Source organism: Massilia sp. LC238 (genome assembly GCF_000735635.1).
Taxonomy (GTDB): Bacteria; Pseudomonadota; Gammaproteobacteria; order Burkholderiales; family Burkholderiaceae_D; genus Telluria; species Telluria varians.
Map to the genome: position 1 here is coordinate 58,386 of NZ_JNNN01000053.1, position 16,907 is coordinate 75,292.

Annotated in this window: 16 protein-coding genes; 4 read left to right on the forward strand and 12 right to left on the reverse strand. The window is 67.3% G+C overall.

All coding sequences use genetic code 11. The annotated features are described in order from the left end of the window. Positions 1 to 4: 4 nt before the first annotated feature. The 3 genes from FG94_RS14620 to FG94_RS27905 all read right to left on the reverse strand — a co-directional run bounded on the left by FG94_RS14620 (position 5) and on the right by FG94_RS27905 (position 2,580). Positions 5 to 1,198 (reverse strand): efflux RND transporter periplasmic adaptor subunit, encoded by a 1,194-nt coding sequence (locus FG94_RS14620; RefSeq protein ID WP_051996785.1) that lies wholly within the window; start codon positions 1,196 to 1,198, stop codon positions 5 to 7. Between the two features lie 327 nt (positions 1,199 to 1,525). After that, entirely contained in the window at positions 1,526 to 2,368 is an 843-nt protein-coding gene (locus FG94_RS14625) for an alpha/beta hydrolase (RefSeq protein ID WP_036212987.1), read from the reverse strand. After that, positions 2,365 to 2,580, reverse strand: coding sequence for a hypothetical protein (locus tag FG94_RS27905; RefSeq protein ID WP_036212990.1), 216 nt, complete (start codon positions 2,578 to 2,580; stop codon positions 2,365 to 2,367). The genes FG94_RS14625 and FG94_RS27905 overlap by 4 nt, the downstream gene beginning before the upstream one ends. A gap of 138 nt (positions 2,581 to 2,718) precedes the next feature. Here FG94_RS27905 and FG94_RS14635 point away from each other — a divergent pair, with 138 nt between their 5' ends. The 4 genes from FG94_RS14635 to FG94_RS14650 are packed head-to-tail and all read left to right on the forward strand — an operon-like array spanning position 2,719 to position 5,629. Beyond that, on the forward strand, positions 2,719 to 3,669 hold the full coding sequence (locus FG94_RS14635; protein ID WP_036212992.1) for a LysR family transcriptional regulator: 951 nt from the start codon (positions 2,719 to 2,721) through the stop codon (positions 3,667 to 3,669). Positions 3,670 to 3,704: 35 nt separating this feature from the next. Then, entirely contained in the window at positions 3,705 to 4,151 is a 447-nt protein-coding gene (locus FG94_RS14640; protein WP_036212994.1) for a DUF962 domain-containing protein, read from the forward strand. A gap of 51 nt (positions 4,152 to 4,202) precedes the next feature. Then, positions 4,203 to 5,141, forward strand: coding sequence for a DMT family transporter (locus FG94_RS14645; RefSeq protein WP_036212997.1), 939 nt, complete (start codon positions 4,203 to 4,205; stop codon positions 5,139 to 5,141). Beyond that, positions 5,138 to 5,629, forward strand: coding sequence for a GNAT family N-acetyltransferase (locus FG94_RS14650; protein WP_036213000.1), 492 nt, complete (start codon positions 5,138 to 5,140; stop codon positions 5,627 to 5,629). Before FG94_RS14645 ends, FG94_RS14650 begins: the two co-directional genes overlap by 4 nt. 281 nt (positions 5,630 to 5,910) lie before the next feature. Here the strand turns inward: FG94_RS14650 and hutI are convergent, their stop codons facing one another. The 9 genes from hutI to ada form a co-directional block, all read right to left on the reverse strand. Beyond that, on the reverse strand, positions 5,911 to 7,143 hold the full coding sequence (gene hutI, locus FG94_RS14655; RefSeq protein WP_036213004.1) for an imidazolonepropionase: 1,233 nt from the start codon (positions 7,141 to 7,143) through the stop codon (positions 5,911 to 5,913). Beyond that, a complete protein-coding gene (locus FG94_RS14660) occupies positions 7,136 to 7,741 on the reverse strand; it encodes a HutD family protein (RefSeq protein ID WP_036213007.1) in 606 nt (201 codons plus the stop codon). The genes hutI and FG94_RS14660 overlap by 8 nt, the downstream gene beginning before the upstream one ends. Further along, positions 7,738 to 9,105 carry a formimidoylglutamate deiminase gene (locus FG94_RS14665; RefSeq protein ID WP_036213009.1) on the reverse strand — a complete coding sequence of 456 codons (1,368 nt, stop codon included), beginning with the start codon at positions 9,103 to 9,105 and terminating at the stop codon, positions 7,738 to 7,740. Before FG94_RS14665 ends, FG94_RS14660 begins: the two co-directional genes overlap by 4 nt. After that, a complete protein-coding gene (gene hutG, locus FG94_RS14670) occupies positions 9,102 to 9,890 on the reverse strand; it encodes an N-formylglutamate deformylase (protein ID WP_036213011.1) in 789 nt (262 codons plus the stop codon). Before hutG ends, FG94_RS14665 begins: the two co-directional genes overlap by 4 nt. A 21-nt stretch (positions 9,891 to 9,911) precedes the next feature. Further along, positions 9,912 to 11,459 (reverse strand): histidine ammonia-lyase, encoded by a 1,548-nt coding sequence (hutH, locus tag FG94_RS14675; protein WP_036213013.1) that lies wholly within the window; start codon positions 11,457 to 11,459, stop codon positions 9,912 to 9,914. A gap of 11 nt (positions 11,460 to 11,470) precedes the next feature. Beyond that, the gene (gene hutU, locus FG94_RS14680; RefSeq protein WP_036213015.1) at positions 11,471 to 13,174 is read right to left on the reverse strand and encodes a urocanate hydratase; all 1,704 of its coding nucleotides are present in this window, start codon (positions 13,172 to 13,174) and stop codon (positions 11,471 to 11,473) included. 113 nt (positions 13,175 to 13,287) lie between these two features. Beyond that, on the reverse strand, positions 13,288 to 14,958 hold the full coding sequence (locus tag FG94_RS14685; protein WP_036213017.1) for an amidohydrolase: 1,671 nt from the start codon (positions 14,956 to 14,958) through the stop codon (positions 13,288 to 13,290). 93 nt (positions 14,959 to 15,051) lie between these two features. Further along, on the reverse strand, positions 15,052 to 15,741 hold the full coding sequence (locus FG94_RS14690; RefSeq protein ID WP_036213019.1) for a 2OG-Fe(II) oxygenase: 690 nt from the start codon (positions 15,739 to 15,741) through the stop codon (positions 15,052 to 15,054). Then, on the reverse strand, positions 15,738 to 16,802 hold the full coding sequence (gene ada, locus FG94_RS14695) for a bifunctional DNA-binding transcriptional regulator/O6-methylguanine-DNA methyltransferase Ada (protein ID WP_036213021.1): 1,065 nt from the start codon (positions 16,800 to 16,802) through the stop codon (positions 15,738 to 15,740). The genes FG94_RS14690 and ada overlap by 4 nt, the downstream gene beginning before the upstream one ends. Between the last annotated feature and the right edge of the window lie 105 nt (positions 16,803 to 16,907).

The window sequence follows — 16,907 nt, forward strand, 5'->3', positions numbered from 1 at the left end:
GGTCTTACTCCTTGGCGGTGTTCAAGGCCAGCGTCGCGTCAGCCTTGGCGGCAAGCTGGGCATCCATCGGCACGATCTGCGGCGCCACCGGCGCCCCGGGACGCACCCTCTGCAGGCCGTTGACGACGATCTTCTCGCCGGCCTTCAGGCCCGAGCGCACCACGCGCATGCCGTCGACCACCGGGCCGAGGGTCACCGGGCGGTACTCGGCCTTGCCGTCGGCGCCCACCACGACCACGAACTTGCGGCTCTGGTCGGTGCCGACCGCGCGGTCGTTGATCACGATGGCCTTGCCGGCCTCGCCGCTGCCCACCTGGACGCGGGCGAACAGGCCGGGCGCCAGGGCGCGGTCCTTGTTGGCCAGGGTGGCGCGCATGCGCACGCTGCCGGTGCGGGCATCGAGCTGGTTGTCGACGAATTCGAGCTTGCCCTCGTGCGGGAAGCCCTCTTCGTTGGCCAGGCCGACCTTCACCACCGCTTCCTTGTCGCGCTGGGCGCCGACGCGCAGGTAGGTCTGTTCGTCGCCGTCGAAGCTGGCGTAGATGCGCTCCAGCGAAACCACCGAGGTCAGCACGGCGCTGGCATCGACCAGGTTGCCGAGGGTGATCTCGGCCTTCGACACGCGGCCGTCGATCGGCGCCGTGACGCGGGTGTACGCCAGGTTCAGGCGCGCCGCTTCATACTGCGCCTGGGCAGCCCTGGCGTTGGCGTCGAGTTCCTTCTGGGCGGCGGCCTTTTCGTCGAACTCGCGCTGGGCGATCGCCTTATCGAGCAGCAGGCGCTCGGCGCGCTGCAGTTCCAGGCGCGCCAGGTCGGCTCTGGCGCGGGCCGCGCTGGCGGCGGCGCCGGCACGGTCGGCCTCGGCCTGGTAAGGGCGTGGGTCGATCACGAACAGCACCTCGCCCTTCTTCACTTCGGCGCCCGGTTTGAAGTTGACGGCGGTGATGTAGCCGCTGACGCGCGAACGGATCTCGACCTCTTCTACGGCTTCCAGGCGGCCCGAGAATTCCTGGGTTTCAAGCACCGGCTTTTCGATAACGACCGCGGCGGAAAGCGGCGGCGCGGCGGGCGCCGCGGCGGCTGCGCCGTCCTTGCTGTTGGCGTCGGCGCAGCCGGTGAGCACTGCGCCTGCCAGGCCTGCAGCTGCGAGCAGCCCGACGAGTATCCTTACTTTGCCCATGTGTCGTTGGTTAGTCATGATCAACCTTTCTTATTGAAGAGACAAAAACTTCCCTGTCCGCAGCCGGGTACGAGCCGGATGCGGGGAAAAAGAGGGCCTGTCCACGCCCGCAGGTGTGGATGCCGAATTCCTTACTGGTATGGAGGCCGCGCGCTCAGCGCGGCGGGGGCGCCGGGATCAACAGCGCATGGTGCGCAGGTGGTGCATGTTCATGGCTCACCTCTTTCTAAAGACGTTCCCTCACGTCGCCGAAGCGACGAATTTTTGGGAAAAAACGGGCCTCCCTCGTGCTCGCGGCACGTGGTTGTTGGGAAGGCAGTGATGGTTAGCTCTGGCGCTGGCTGGTCAGCGGTCCAGTCCCGCAAGGAAGGTGGCGATCTCGGCGAGCGCGTGCACCTTGCATGCACATTCGTTGCGCCCGTCGGGCTCCTGCAGGGGCGCCGGCGGCATGCGCCGCACCGTGGTGCGTACGCCGGCGTTGATCAGTTTGGCGCCGTATTGTTCAGCCTCGTCGCACAATGGGTCGTCCTCGGCGGAGAGGATCAGCGCCGGCGGCAGGTTCTTCAGCCGGGTCGAACGCAGCGGCGAGGCATACGGATGCGCGCGGTCGGCGGCGTGCGGCAGGTAGCCGCGGTAGGCGGCGGCGCAGTCGCTGGTGACTTTTTCGCGGTCCGGGCACTGGTTCATCTGGCGCATCGAGCCGGTGGACAGGCCGGGATCGAGCATCGGCATGATCAGGATCTGGCCGGCCAGCTTGGGGGCGGCGCGGTCGCGCGCCATCAGGGCGCAGACGGCGGCCAGGTTGGCGCCTGCCTCGATGCCCATCACCACCAGCTTCTTGCCGGACCAGCCGAGCTTTGCCTTGTGTTTGGTAGTCCAGAGCAGCACGGCGTGCGCATCTTCCACCGCGGCCGGGAAGGGGCTCACCGTTGCCAGGGTGTAGTTCGAGGCGAGCACCGCGCGCTCTTCGTTGCATTGGGCCATATGGCGCAGGAATTCGTCCGCCTCCTGCAGGTCGCCCGAGACGAAGCCGCCGCCATGGAAGAAGACGATGAGCGTGTCGCGCTTGGCGGGCGTGCCGGCGGTGTACAGGCGCGCGGCAAGCGCTCCCTGTGCGCCGGCCACTTCCAGCTCGCGCACGTCCACGCTGGCCGTGGCGGCTTCTTCGCGTTCGAGTACCGCGCTCATGGGCGGCCTCCTTCCGGCGCCGCGGCCCAGCGGCTGGACTCGCCTTCCGGGCATGCGTCGCAATCCAGTTCCAGCTGCATCGAGAGTGCCTTCAGGCCGCGCGCTTCCGCGCCGGCAGCCTGCGAATAGGCGTCGGTCCCCAGCAGGCCTGCCAGCGCTACCCCGCTCAGGGTCACTGCTACCGTGGTGAAGATTCCGTCCCGCATGCTCATGACCAGCTCCGTTTGTGTTTACATTTTTGTTGCGATGCACACACTATAGTCTTCAACTACAATCGGATAAAGATGTCAATAACGAATTGATTGTTCAGATTGCCGAACAATCGACCAATTCAGGAAGGTGAGATCCTCATGAACAAGCTCCAGGCCATGGAAGTTTTCATCCAGGTGGTTGACTGCGGCAGCTTCACCAAGGCGGCCGAAATGCTGAACCTGCCCAAGGCGACGGTCTCGACGCTGGTGCAGACGCTGGAATCGACCTTGTCGGTCAAGCTGCTGCACCGCACGACGCGCCAGGTGATGATCACCTCGGACGGCGCGGCCTACTACGAACGCTGCGTGCAGATCCTGTCGGATGTGCGCGACGCCGAGGAATCGCTGTCGCGCCACCGCCTGAGCCCGAGCGGACGGCTGCGCATCGATACGCCCACCGGCCTGGCCTCGGAAATCCTGATCCCCGCCCTGCCCGCCTTTTTCGAGCGCTACCCGGACATCACGCTCGAACTGGGCAGCACCGACCGTCCGGTCGACCTGGTCGAGGAAGGGGTGGACTGCGCCGTGCGCGGCGGCGAGCTGGAGGACCCGAACCTGATCGCGCGCCGCATCGGCGTGATCAACTTCGTCACCGCCGCCTCGCCTGCCTACATCGAACGCTACGGCATGCCGGAACATCCGCGCGACCTGGATCGCCACCGCTGCGTCAACTACTTCTCGGCCAAGACCGGCAAGATCTCGAAATGGGACTTCACCCGCGACGGCGAGCGCATCGAAGTGGCGCTGCCCGGCTCGATCGCCCTGAACGACTCGAACGCCTACGTGCAGGCGGGATTGGCGGGACTGGGCGTCATCATGATGACGGACTACCTGCTGGCGCAGCACATCGCGGCGGGGCGCATGGTGCAGGTGCTGCCCGAGTGGAGCAGCGACGCGCTGCCGGTGCACGTGGTCTACCCGCAGAATCGCCACCTGTCGGCCAAGGTGCGCGTGTTCGTCGAATGGATTTCCGAGCTGTTCGCGGCCCACCCGAACCTGCGCCTGCAGGCGCCGCGGCCCAGCGTTCAACAGGAGCTGGAGACGGTGTAGAATCGGCCGAAACAACAGAGCACACGGAGACAAGCATGGACCACAGCGCATCCTCCCGCAACATCGACGTCCTGCTGGCGCGCTACGCCGAAAGCCACCGCAACCACACCAACGAGATCATCCACTTCGTGTGCATCCCGCTGATCGTCCTGAGTTTGCTCGGCATCCTGTGGGCGATCCACCCGGTGGTGGCGATCGCGGCGACGCTCGCCTCGCTCTACTACTACACCAAGCTGTCGCGCGGGTTTGCCCTCGGCATGGGCGTCATGAGCGCGGTGATGCTGGGCTTACTCGCGCTGATGCCGGACATGACGGTGCTGCCGGTGTCGATCGCGATCTTCGTGGTGGCCTGGATCGGGCAGTTCATCGGCCACAAGATCGAGGGCAAGAAGCCGTCCTTCTTCGAGGACCTGCGCTTCCTGCTGATTGGGCCGCTGTTCGTTCTGTCCTTCCTGTATCGCCGCATGAATCTCGCGTACTAAGGCGTATTCATTCAACCTGCAAGAACGCGCGGGAGCACGTATACTCGCGCGATGCCTTCTTCCGTCCTCTTCACCGTCGCCTCCCTGATCTGGGGCTCGACCTTCTTCGCCATCACCCTGCAGCTGGGCGAAGCGCCGCCCGCCGTCTCGGTAGCCTACCGATTCTTCCTGGCCGCGGCCACCCTGTTCCTCATCTGCCTGGTGCGCCGCGACAGCCTGCGCCTGCCGTTGCGCACCCATGGCTGGATGGCGCTGCAGGGCGTGCTCACCTTCTGCATCTCCTACCTGTGCACCTATCAATCCGAGCAGTACGTGGTGTCGGGCCTGGTGGCGGTGGTGTTCGCGCTGATGGTGTTCTGGACGCCGCTGCTGAGCAGCCTGTTCTTCGGCACCGGCATCAGCCGCCGCACCATCGCCTGCGGCGTGGTCGCGATCGCCGGCGTCGCCCTGCTGTTCTGGCATTCGATCGGCACCGCCTGGCGCGATTTCCAGGCTGGCGGCAGCCCCGCCTTCATCGCCGGCGTGATCCTCGCCCTGGCTGCCACCATCGCCAGTTCGGCCGGCAGCATCGTCGTCACCAAGGTGAAGGAACAATGCGAAAACCTGCCCCTGACCATGGCCTGGTCGATGCTGTGGGGCGCGTCGCTGGTGACCGTGTGGGCGCTGGCCCATGGCGACCGCTTCGTCATCCCGAGCAGCTCGACCTACTGGGCCGGCCTGGTCTACCTGTCGATCTTCGGCTCGGTGATCGCCTTCTTCGCCTACTTCACCCTGATCGGGCGCATCGGCGCGCAGAAGACCGTCTACATCGGCGTGATCACGCCGGTGCTGTCGGTCCTGCTGTCGATGGAGTTCGAAGGCTACCGTCCCGGCCCCGTCGAATTTGCCGGCATGGTCCTGTGCCTGGCCAGCGTGGCCTGGGCCCTGCGCGCACCCGCGGCCAAACCCGTGCAATCCGCAAACCTGAACAATCCACTCGAAACGCCATGAGCACCACTTTCTCCATCCGTCCCGCCCAGCCCACCGACGTTACCCACATCCATTCCATGATCGTGGAGCTGGCCGTGTTCGAGAAACTCGAACACCTGGTGGTCGCCACCGAAGACCTGCTGCACGAGGGCCTGTTCGGTAGCCGCCCGTCCTGCGAAGCCATCATCGGCGAAGAGGACGGCGAAGTGGTCTGCTTCGCGCTGTTCTTCCATAACTTCTCGACCTTCCTGACCAAAAAGGGGCTGTACCTGGAAGACCTCTACGTGCGCCAGTCGCACCGCGGCAAGGGCTATGGCACCAGGATGCTGACGCGCCTCGCGCAAATCGCGGTCGAGCGCAACTGCGGCCGCTTCGAATGGTCGGTGCTGGACTGGAACGCGCCGGCAATTGGGTTCTACCAGCAGATGGGCGCGGACATCCTGCCCGACTGGCGCATTTGCCGCCTTACCGGCGACACGCTGACTGCACTAGCCGAACGGCGCGCATAAAGAAAAACCCACGGGGCCGTGAGGCGCCGTGGGCGAACCCATTTTTGTCAAATGGGGAGGGGAGATGGTGAATCACACGCTTGCACTATAAGTGTGGATTCTTAATATTCAATTAGGCTTTACATCCGGTTACCCTTGTTACCAAACCGGTTTTTTGCTGCCGTTGAACTGATAATTCCCGAGCTGGAATTTGGTGATTTGATGAAGGTCAAGCACACCCTATTCAAGAGGGCGTTGCTTGTGCATGCGTAACGGATAAGGCTTGCCCTGTCTCCGTATGTTCACACGCTGATGTGCGCAGCACGCAAGACACCGCCGTTGACGACGCTGCGGCAAGGATTCGATCCCATGGCATAGGCCAGGTCGGCCGGGCGGGCAATGTCCCACAGGGCCAGGTCGGCCCGCTTCCCCACTTCCAGCGATCCGATCTCCTCGTGCAGGCCGAGGGCGCGTGCGGCGTGGATGGTGGCGCCCAGCAAGGCTTCCTGCGGCGTCAGGCGCCATAGGGTGCAAGCCATGTTCATGGCCAGCAGCAGGGAGGTCATCGGCGAGGTGCCGGGGTTGCAGTCGGTGGCGACCGCCATCGCCACCTTCGCTTCGCGCAGCGCCGCGATCGGCGGCTGCCTGGTCTCGCGCAGGAAGTAGTAGGCGCCCGGCAGCAGCACCGCTACCGTGCCGGCGCGCGCCATTGCGTCGATGCCGGCCTGGCTCAGGTATTCGAGGTGATCGGCCGACAAGCCCCCATGGCGCGCCACCAGTTCGGCGCCCTGCTGGTCGGACAACTGTTCGGCATGCAGCTTGACCGGCAAACCGAGCGCCCGCGCAGCAAGGAAGATGCGTTCGGTCTGCGCATGGGTAAAACCGATCCGTTCGCAGAAGGCGTCCACCGCGTCGACCAGCCCTTCTTCGGCCAGTTGCGGCAGCATGCGTTCGCATACTTCAGTCACGTAATCGTCGGCCCGGCCCGCGAATTCCGGCGGCAGCGCATGTGCGCCCAGGAAGGTGGTGGCAACCCGCACCGGCAGGCGCCCGGCCACTTCGCGCGCGGCGCGCAGCATGCGCGCCTCGGCGTCCAGCGCCAGGCCGTAGCCCGACTTGATCTCGAGCGTCGTCACACCCTCGGACAGCAGCCTGGCCACGCGCGGCAGGCTTTGCGCCAGCAGCGCCTCGACGTCGGCGTCGCGCGTGGCGCGCACGGTGGACATGATGCCACCGCCCTGGCGTGCGATGTCCTCGTAGCTGGCGCCGTTCAGGCGCGCTTCCCATTCCTTGCTGCGGTTGCCGGCGTGGACGACGTGGGTGTGGCAGTCGACCAGGCCCGGCGTCATCCAGGCGCCGCCGCAGTCGTGTTCCGCGCTGGCCGGCGGCGCATCGCGGCGCGCGCCGAGCCAGGCGATGCGGCCATCCTTCACGGCCAGCGCGGCGTCAGGCATCTCGCCGTAGCCGTCCACGGCGGTAGGCACCATCGTGGCCAGATTCACGTTGGTGAACAGCAGGTCCACAGCCTCACTCATAGCTTTCTTCGTCTTCTTCCTCGTGGTACCAGACGTCCACGATATAGATCATGCCCTGCCCCGCTTCGAGACGCCAAGTCGAGCCGGGCTCCAGCACCACCGCGTCGTAGCGCACCATGCCGATACGCTCCTTTTCGTTGCGCAGCTCGAGGGCGTCGCCCTCCGCCAGGAACAGCACGGTCACGTCGGCGCGCGCCACGAATGTGGACGAATCGCCCGACAGCCGGCGCCGGCCGAAGATGTGGTAGCAGCGCTCGCTGCGCGTCATGGCATTGAAGTCGGTGCTGCCGCCGCGGCTGAGTTTCGCGATGACCTGCGAGCTGCCGTCGAAAGCCACCACCGGCTCGGTATCGGTCACCAGGGTCGGCTCACCGTCGATTTCCAGCGTCATGCCGTGGCCCTCGACCAGGGCCAGCGTCCGGTCCACGCCGGGGAAGCTTGAAAAGGCGCCATCCTTCTCGATGGTGGCCAGGCTCACGCGCCAGTCGAAGTCCTCGAAGCCGGAGTCCGGCGGCCCGATGGCGATTTCGGTCGTGCTGCCGCCGCCGTTCTTCCACGGCACCGGCGACAGTCCCGCGAATGGGATCAGTACGGTCATTGGCTCACCTCGCGCAATTCATTCAGGGCCTGGCGGTAGCGCTGCGTGACCGCCTCCTGCGCCACGTGGCGTCCGCCCTGCACCACCCAGCGCCCGCCGCACAGCACGTCGCGCACCAGGTTGTCGTTACCGCAGAACAGGAAGCGGCCGAGCACGTCCTCGTCCCCCACGCCGTCCAGGTTCGGATGGCTCCCGTCCAGCACCAGGAGGTCGGCGCGCAGGCCTTGCGCGAGCGCGCCCACCTTGCGGCCGGCCGCCTGGGCGCCGCCGCGCAAGGCAGTCTGCCACAAGTACTGGCCGACGTCGCGCTGTTGACGTGTGAACGCAATATTGCGGCGCTGGTGGACCAGGCGCTGGCCGTATTCCAGCCAGCGCAGCTCCTCGACCGGGCTTTGCGATACGTGGCTGTCGCTGCCGATGCCGAAGCGGCCGCCCAGCTCGATGTAGGCCTGCAGCGGGAACAGGCCGTCCCCGAGGTTGGCTTCGGTGGTCGGGCACAGGCCCGCGACGGCGCCGCTCTTCGCGATCGCCGCCACCTCGGCATCGTTCAGGTGGGTCGCATGCACCAGGCACCAGCGTTCGTCGAGCCCGACCTGCTCGACCAGGTACTCGACCGGACGCCGGCCGCTGAAGGCGATGCTCTGCTCGACCTCGGGCATCTGCTCGGCGATGTGGATGTGCAGCGGACGCCCGGCCGGCAGGCCGGCCGCCAGCTCGCGCACCTGCGCGATGCTGGCCGCGCGCAGCGAATGCGGCGCGGCGCCGACTTCCAGCTGGCCGCCGCGCAGGGGCTGCAGCGCCTCGACGATCCTGAGGATGTCGTCGACGCCGGTGCGGAAGCGCCGCTGCTCGGGTCGCAGCGGCTGCTCGCCGAAGCCGGCATGGCTGTACAGCACCGGCAACAGGGTCAGGCCCATGCCGGTGGCATGGCCGGCGGCAGCCACACGCTCGGCAGTTTCGGCCGGTCGTGCATAGGCTTTGCCATCCGGCCCCCGCTGCAGGTAGTGGAACTCGCACAGCGAGGTATAGCCATGGCGCAAGCATTCCACGAACAGCTGGGCGGCGATGGCCTCGATCTGCTCGGGCGTGATGCGGGCGGCGAAGCGGTACATCAGGTCGCGCCAGGTCCAGAAGCTGTCCGGACCCTCGCCGGCACGCTCGGTCAGCCCGCCCAGCGCGCGCTGGAAGGCGTGCGAGTGCAGGTTGACCATGCCCGGCAAGACGTAGTCGGCCCGCGCCACGCCGAGGGGCGGGGCGGCCTGCGCGTCGACCCGGGTCAGGTCGCCCTGCGCATCCCATTCGAGCAGCACGTCGCGCTGCCAGCCATCCGGCAGCAGCGCATGGCGGGCGAACAGGGCTCTCATGCGCGCACCCACGCTAGCCCCGCGCCGATCATGTCCTGCAACAGCGGCTGGACTTGCGCCGCCACCTCAGGGCGATATTCGAACGGGGCTTGTTCGTTCATGTACAGGCACTGGCACATCTCGAGCTGGATCGCGTGCACGCCCTGCTCCGGCTGGCCGTACTTGCGGGTGATGTGGCCGCCCTTGAAGCGGCCGTTGACCGCGATGCTGAAGCGGTCCTGGGCGCGGGCGACGCTAATGACGGCCTGTTCCAGTCCGGGAGCGCAGGACTTGCCCTCGGCGGTGCCGAAATTCAGGTCCGGCAGGCGGCCTTCGAAGAAGCGCGGCACGATCGAGGCGATCGAATGCGCGTCCCACAGCACCACGCTGCCGAATTCACGTGTCAAGCGATCCAGCTCCGCGCGCAGCTGCTCGTGGTAGGGCATCCAGTAGCGCTCCAGGCGGCGCCGCACCTCGGCTTCGTCCGGCGTCTTGCCCGGCAGGTAGAGGCTCTCGCGGCCGAAGGTGTCGACCGGGCACAGCCCCGTGGTGTCCATCCCGGGATACAGGTTGGTGTTCTCGGGTGGGCGGTTCAGGTCGATCAGGTAGCGCGACCAGCGCGCCGAGATGGTCGACACGCCCATCTCTTCCAGGAAGCCGTAGAGTTCCGGCAGGTGCCAGTCGGTGTCCGCGCGCGCCGTGGCGCAGGGCGCCATGTTGGCTGCGACCTCGTCCGGGATGTCGGTGCCCGCATGGGGCATCGACACGAGCATGGGGAGCCTGCCTGCCTTGAACCGGAAATCCATTGCCTATCCTGGGTGAAATGATTAAGGGTGCAGAACCGTGAACAGTTCCTTGATTGATGCCGACAGCTCGCCGTTCACGACCATCAGACGCGCGGCCTCGATGTCCGGGGCGAAGAAGCGGTCCGCATCGTAGGGCGCCACGCGGGCGCGCAGCTGGGCATGCACGTGCTCGAGGTGCTCGGAGCTCTTCAATGGGCGGTGGAACTCGATGCCCTGCGCCGCCGCCAGCAGCTCGATGCCCACGATCACGGAGGTATTGTGCGCCATCTGGTCCAGGCGGCGCGCCGCGAAGGTGGCCATGCTGACGTGGTCTTCCTGGTTGGCCGAGGTCGGCAGGCTGTCGACGCTGGCCGGATGGGCCAGCGACTTGTTTTCCGAGGCCAGCGCGGCGGCGGTGACGTGGGCGATCATGAAGCCCGAGTTCAGGCCCGGTTCCTTCACCAGGAAGGCCGGCAGGCCGGACAGGTTGGCGTCGATCAGCAGCGCGATGCGGCGTTCCGACAATGCGCCGACTTCGGCGATGGCCAGCGCCAGCGTGTCGGCGGCAAAGGCCACCGGCTCGGCATGGAAGTTACCGCCCGAAATGATCGCGCCGTCGTCGGGGAACAGCAGCGGGTTGTCGGTGACGGCGTTCGCTTCGATCAGCAGGGTGCGGCCGGCATTGGCGATCAGGTCCATCGCCGCGCCCATCACCTGCGGCTGGCAGCGCAGGCTGTACGGGTCCTGCACGCGCTCGTCGCCCACCAGGTGCGAGGCGCGGATGGCGCTGCCCGCCATCAGCTCGCGGTAGATGGCGGCGGCCGCGATCTGGCCCGGCTGGCCGCGCACCGCATGGATACGTGGATCGAACGGCGCATCGCTGCCGCGCGCCGCGTCGACCGACAGGGCGCCGGCCACCATGCCCGCCTCCAGCACGCGCTCGGCCATGAACAGGCCGTGCAGGGCCAGCGCGGTCGAGACCTGGGTGCCATTGATCAGGGCCAGGCCCTCCTTCGCCGCCAGGGTCACCGGCTCGATGCCGGCGGCGCCCAGCGCCTGCTTGGCGTCCATCAATTCGCCCTTGTAACGCACCGGGCCGACGCCGAGCATGGCCAGGGTCATGTGGGCCAGCGGCGCCAGGTCGCCCGAGGCGCCGACCGAGCCCTGCGAGGGAATCGCCGGCATGATGCCCGCGTTGTACAGGGCGATCAGGGTCTCGATGATCAGGGGGCGCACGCCGGAATAGCCGCGCGCCAGGCTGCCGATCTTGGTCAGCACGATCAGGCGCACGATGTTGTCGGCGATGAGTTCGCCGGTGCCGACCGCGTGCGACAGGATCAGGTTGCGCTGCAGCGCTTCCAGCTGGTCGTTCGGGATGTGGGCCTTGGCCAGGATGCCGAAGCCGGTGTTGATGCCGTAGGCCGGGTCGCCCTTGGCGGTGATTTGCTGGACCAGGGCGCAGGAGGCGTTGACGGCCTGCCACGCTTCGGGCGCGAGGCTCAGCGGCACGTGGGCGGCCCAGACGGCGCGCAGGTCAGCCAGGCGCAGTTCGCCCGGTTGCAGGGTCAGGTGGTGATGCGAGTCGTTCATGGTGTACTGCCTTACTTGATCATTGGGAGATTCAGGCCATTGCGCTTGGCCGTCTCGATTGCGCTTTCATAGCCGGCATCGGCGTGACGCATCACGCCCGAGCCGCTGTCGTTGACCAGCACGCGCGCCAGTCGCTTGGCTGCCGCCTCGGTACCGTCGGCCACGATGACCACGCCCGAGTGCTGCGAATAGCCCATGCCCACGCCGCCGCCATGGTGCAGCGAGACCCAGGTGGCGCCGCCGGCCGTGTTCAGCAGGGCATTCAGCAGCGGCCAGTCGGACACCGCGTCGGTACCGTCGCGCATGGCTTCGGTCTCGCGGTTCGGGCTCGCCACCGAGCCGGTGTCGAGGTGGTCGCGGCCGATCACGATCGGCGCTTTCAGTTCGCCGGTGCGCACCATCTCGTTGAAGGCCAGGCCGGCCAGGTGGCGCTCGCCCAGGCCGAGCCAGCAGATGCGCGCCGGCAGGCCCTGGAAGGCGATGCGTTCGCGCGCCATGTCGAGCCAGCGGTGCACGCGCGCGTGCTGCGGGAACAGTTCCTTTATTTTCTCGTCGGTTTTATGGATGTCTTCCGGGTCGCCCGACAGCGCCACCCAGCGGAACGGGCCGCGGCCTTCGCAGAACTGGGGACGGATGTAGGCCGGCACGAAGCCCGGGAAATCGAAGGCGTCCGTGACGCCCTCGTCCTTGGCCACCTGGCGGATGTTGTTGCCGTAGTCGACGGCATACGAACCCATGGCCTTGAAGTCGAGGATGGCGCGCACGTGGGTGGCGCACGAGCTTGCTGCTGCCGCTTTCAGGCGCGCGTGCTGGACCGGGTCCTGCTGGGCGGCCTTCCACTCTTCCACCGTCCAGCCGGAAGGCAGGTAGCCGTTGATCAGGTCGTGGGCCGAGGTCTGGTCCGTGACCAGGTCCGGCACCAGGCCGCCCGCGCGTGCACGCCGCACCAGTTCCGGCAGCACGTCGGCCGCATTGCCGAGCAGGCCGATGGAGACGGCTTCGCGCTTGGCGGTGTATTCATTGATCATCGCCAGCGCCTCGTCGATGTCCCTGGCTTGCTTGTCGAGGTAGCGGGTGCGCAGGCGGAAATCGATGCTGCTCTGCTGGCATTCGATGTTGAGCGAGACCGCGCCGGCAAAGGTGGCGGCCAGCGGCTGGGCGCCGCCCATGCCGCCCAGGCCGGCCGTCAGGATCCAGCGGCCCGCCATATCGCCGCCGAAGTGCTGGCGCCCGGCTTCGGCGAAGGTCTCGTAGGTACCCTGCACGATGCCCTGGGTGCCGATGTAGATCCAGCTGCCGGCGGTCATCTGGCCGTACATGAACAGGCCCTTGCGGTCCAGTTCATTGAAGTGTTCCCAGTTGGCCCACTTCGGCACCAGGTTGGAGTTCGCCAGCAGCACGCGTGGGGCGTCCGCATGGGTGCGGAACACGCCGACCGGCTTGCCGGACTGGATCAAGAGGGTCTGGTCGTCTTCCAGCTCGCGCAGCGAGGCGAGGATCTGGTCGTAGCATTCCCAGTTGCGCGCGGCGCGCCCGATGCCGCCGTAGACCACCAGTGCCTGCGGGTTCTCGGCCACCTCGTTGTCGAGGTTGTTCTGGATCATGCGGTAGGCGGCTTCGGTCAGCCAGCTCTTGCAGGAGAGTTCGCTGCCGCGCGGGGCGCGGATGACGCGGGTGGGGTCGAAGCGGGGGTCGTAGGGCATCGGTGAGTTCATGGCGGCTCCTGGGTTGGAAATGGTGCGCGCAACAAGGGCGCGCACCACGTGCAGCAATGAGTCTAAGTTGTCTATACAACCAAGTCAATCCATTTCATCAGACCCCGCAACGCTTATTTTTTGAACACCTGGCGTCCGCCTACCCAGGTCTCCAGCACGCCGGTCTTGAAGATGTCGTAGGTCGGCATGCGGAACAGGTCGCGGTCGATCACGATGAAGTCGGCGTGCTTGCCCGGCTCCAGCGAACCCAGGCTGTTTTCCTGGTGGCCGGCATAGGCCGCATCGAGGGTGAAGCAGCGGAAGGCTTCTTTGAGCGACATGGCCTGGTTCGGATACCAGCCGGCCACCGGCTGGCCGGCGTGGTCCATGCGGGTGACTGCGGCGTGGATGCCGAAGAAAGGGTTCGGCGATTCGACCGGGAAGTCCGAGCCGCAGGCGATGCGCGAGCCCTGGTGCAGAAAGCTGCGCCAGGCGTAGGCGCCCTTGATGCGTTCCGGGCCGACGCGGGTCTCGGCCATGTTCTTGTCCGAGGTGGCGTGGGTCGGCTGCATCGACGGGATGATGCCGAGCGACTTGAAGCGCGGGATGTCGTCCAGGGTCACGACCTGGGCGTGCTCGATGCGGTGGCGCTGCGCACCGCTCTTCGTCGCGGCCAGCTCCTTCTTGTAGATGTCGAGGATCTGCTTGTTGCCGGCGTCGCCGATGGCGTGCACGTTGACCTGGTAGCCCTTGCGCATGGCCTTGGTCATCATGGCGTCCATCTGCGCGGTCTTGAAGAACAGCAGGCCGTGCGAATGCGGCTCGTCGCTGTAGGGCTTGAGCAGGGCGGCGCCGCGGCTGCCCAGCGCGCCGTCCGAATACAGCTTGACCGCGCGCAGCGCGTACATGCCGTCGGCGTAGTCCTTCAGCGGGCCATTTTTTGCCAATTGGTCAAAATCCTCGCCGGTGCCGCCGATCATGGCGTACACGCGCGCGGTCAGCTTCTTCCTGTCCGCGTAGTCGCGGTACAGGCGGTCTTCGGCCACGCCGATGCCGGCGTCGTGCACGGCGGTCAAGCCCATGCGCGCGATCTCCTGCAGCGATTTATCCAGCATGACGCGCCCTTCCGCCTCGGTCTGGGCCGGCATGACCTTGGTCACCAGTTCCTGCGCCGCGTCCACCAGCACGCCGGTGGCTTCGCCGTTCGCATCGCGCATGATCTTGCCGCCGGCCGGATCCGGCGTCGTCTTCGTGATGCCGGCCAGCGCCAGCGTGCGGCTGTTGGCCCAGCCGGCGTGGCCATCCACGCGCTCGAGCCAGACCGGGCGATCGGACACGACGGCGTCGAGTTCGGCGGCGGTCGGGAAGCGGCCCAGCTTCCAGTTCTCCTGGTTCCAGCCGCGGCCGCGGATCCAGGCATGGTTCGCATTCGCCTTGGCATAGCCGGCGATGGCCTTGATGGCGCCGTCCAGCGACGTGGTGCTCGACAAGTCGAGCTGGGTCAGCTGCTGGCCCAGGCCGAACACGTGGCCGTGGGCGTCGATCAGGCCCGGCAGCACGGTGCGGCCCTGCATGTCCACCTGGCGTGCATTCTTCGCCTTGGCGCTCACCTCGGCATTGCTGCCGACGGCAAGGATGCGTCCGCGATCGTCGAAAGCCAGCGCGCTGAACTGTACCAGCTCGCCCTTGGCGTTCAGGGTGTAGCCGTTGGCGTTGGCGATGACGGTGTCGGCGTGGGCCGACCCGAGGACGCCGAGGCCGGCGAGGACGATCATGGAAGACAGGGGGATCTGGCGCGCGCGCATGCTTATCAATTCTCCGTTTTTGTATGGGTGACCGCGCCTTATGGGCACGGCACGGAGAAGTGTATAGAAAATCAAGGCCAGGGCATAGCTGCCCTACCCGGCGTCATGAAAGATGATCCCCAAGGTGTGCCGCAGGCCGCGCCGCAGCCGGCTGACGCCGTGGCGCATCGCCACCCGGTACACGCCGCGCATGCCCTGCACTGGCCGTTGGTTGACCGCAAACACGACCGCATCGCCCTGCGCGAGGGGCACCACCTCGGCGCGCGACTGCATGCGCGGGCGCTGCTCCGTCAATACGAACTCCCCGCCCTCGAAGTCGACGCCAGGCCGCGACAACAGCACCGCCACCTGCAGCGGGAACACCAGCTCGCCGTACAGGTCCTGGTGCAGGCAGTTGTAGTCGCCTTCGCGGTAGCGCAGCAGCAGCGGCGTGGGTTTGCCCTGGCCGGCCGCGTGGCAGCGCGCCAGGTAGTCCGCATGCGCGGGCGGAAAGCGGGTCTCGATGCCCAAGCTCTCGTGCCAGCGATTGGCGATGCCGGCCAGCGGCGGATACAGCGCGCCCCGCAAGGCCTCGAGCGGCGCCGGCAGCGGATAGGCGAAATACTGGTACTCGCCGCGCCCGAAGCCGTGCTGCTGCATCACGACGCGGCTGCGAAACAGCGCCGGCCGCTCGTACAAGGCGGCAGCGGCCTCGCAGTCCCGCGGCGCCAGCAGCCCGGGAATCACGGCGCAGCCGAAGGCGTCCAGCTCTCCGGCCACGCGCTCCCAATCGATCTCCTTCACTGGCCCGCCTCACGGTCGAGCAGCGTGCGCTTGCGCTCGATCCCCCAGCGGTAGCCGGACAGGGCTCCGTCGGTGCGCACCACGCGGTGGCAGGGAATCGCCACCGCCACCGGGTTGGCCGCGCAAGCCCCCGCGACGGCGCGTGCCGCCGTCGGCATGCCCAGGCGTTCGGCCAGTTCGCTGTAGCTGACCGTGGAGCCGGCGGGAACGGCGCGCAGCGCTTCCCACACGCGGCGCTGGAAGGCGGTGCCGCGCACGTCGAGCGGCAGGTCGAGGCCGAGGCGGGGCGCCTCGACGAAGCCGATCACCTGGGCCACCGTGCGTTCGAACTCGGCTTCCGCGCCCCTGAGTTCGGCCTGCGGGAAGCGCGCCTCGAGGTCGCGCACCAGCGGTTCCGGCTCGTCGCCGATCAGGATCGCGCAGATGCCGCGCTCCGTACTGGCCACCAGGATGGCGCCGAGCGAGCATTGCGCGACGGCGAAGCGGATGGTCTCGCCCTGCCCGCCCGCGCGGTAGCGGCCGGGCGTCATGCCCAGCAGCCCGGTACTGGCGTCGTAGAAGCGCCCGCTTGAGCCGAAGCCGGCCTCGTACAGCGCCTCGGTCACGCTGGGCGCCGCCCCCAGGCCCTGCTGCAGGCGTGCGCCGCGCCGCGCCGCCGCATAGGCTTTCGGCGTGACGCCGGTATGCGCCTTGAAGACGCGGTGGAAGTGGAAGCGGCTCATGCCCGCCGCCTGCGCCAGGCTGTCGAGGTCGGGGGCGTCTTGCGCTTCGTCGATCAGGCGGCAGGCCTGCGCCACCGCGGCCGCCTGGCGCTGCGCCAGCGGCGGCTGGTCCGGCCGGCAGCGCAGACAGGCCCGTAAGCCCGCGGCCTCGGCCTCAAGCGGGCTGGCGTGAAAGGCGACGTTGGCGCGCAGCGCGCCGCGCGAGGGGCAGGAGGGCCGGCAGTACACTCCGGTGCTGCGCACGGAATAATAGAACTGGCCGTCGGCGTCGCGGTCACGGCGCTGCACGGCGGCCCAGCGCGCCTCGTCGGTATCAAAGATGCTGGTCATGGCGGTCATGATGAAGTCCCGGTTCGGTAAGTATAGGGTCAGCCTAGCCGCCTGCCGACCGCAGGGCACTCCGGGTATTGCTTTCGAATTGCGATGCTAGAATTTGGTGTCGGC

Bases quoted from the DNA above. Each gene is read 5' to 3' on its own strand.
- hutI (WP_036213004.1), bottom strand. From the start codon at position 7,143: ATGAGTGAGGCTGTGGACCTGCTGTTCACCAACGTGAATCTGGCCACG.
- ada (WP_036213021.1), bottom strand. From the start codon at position 16,802: ATGACCGCCATGACCAGCATCTTTGATACCGACGAGGCGCGCTGGGCC.
- FG94_RS14645 (WP_036212997.1), top strand. From the start codon at position 4,203: ATGCCTTCTTCCGTCCTCTTCACCGTCGCCTCCCTGATCTGGGGCTCG.
- FG94_RS14625 (WP_036212987.1), bottom strand. From the start codon at position 2,368: ATGAGCGCGGTACTCGAACGCGAAGAAGCCGCCACGGCCAGCGTGGAC.
- FG94_RS14650 (WP_036213000.1), top strand. From the start codon at position 5,138: ATGAGCACCACTTTCTCCATCCGTCCCGCCCAGCCCACCGACGTTACC.
- hutG (WP_036213011.1), bottom strand. From the start codon at position 9,890: ATGGATTTCCGGTTCAAGGCAGGCAGGCTCCCCATGCTCGTGTCGATG.
- FG94_RS14640 (WP_036212994.1), top strand. From the start codon at position 3,705: ATGGACCACAGCGCATCCTCCCGCAACATCGACGTCCTGCTGGCGCGC.
- FG94_RS14685 (WP_036213017.1), bottom strand. From the start codon at position 14,958: ATGCGCGCGCGCCAGATCCCCCTGTCTTCCATGATCGTCCTCGCCGGC.
- FG94_RS14620 (WP_051996785.1), bottom strand. From the start codon at position 1,198: ATGACTAACCAACGACACATGGGCAAAGTAAGGATACTCGTCGGGCTG.
- hutU (WP_036213015.1), bottom strand. From the start codon at position 13,174: ATGAACTCACCGATGCCCTACGACCCCCGCTTCGACCCCACCCGCGTC.
- FG94_RS14660 (WP_036213007.1), bottom strand. From the start codon at position 7,741: ATGACCGTACTGATCCCATTCGCGGGACTGTCGCCGGTGCCGTGGAAG.
- FG94_RS14665 (WP_036213009.1), bottom strand. From the start codon at position 9,105: ATGAGAGCCCTGTTCGCCCGCCATGCGCTGCTGCCGGATGGCTGGCAG.
- FG94_RS27905 (WP_036212990.1), bottom strand. From the start codon at position 2,580: ATGAGCATGCGGGACGGAATCTTCACCACGGTAGCAGTGACCCTGAGC.
- hutH (WP_036213013.1), bottom strand. From the start codon at position 11,459: ATGAACGACTCGCATCACCACCTGACCCTGCAACCGGGCGAACTGCGC.
- FG94_RS14635 (WP_036212992.1), top strand. From the start codon at position 2,719: ATGAACAAGCTCCAGGCCATGGAAGTTTTCATCCAGGTGGTTGACTGC.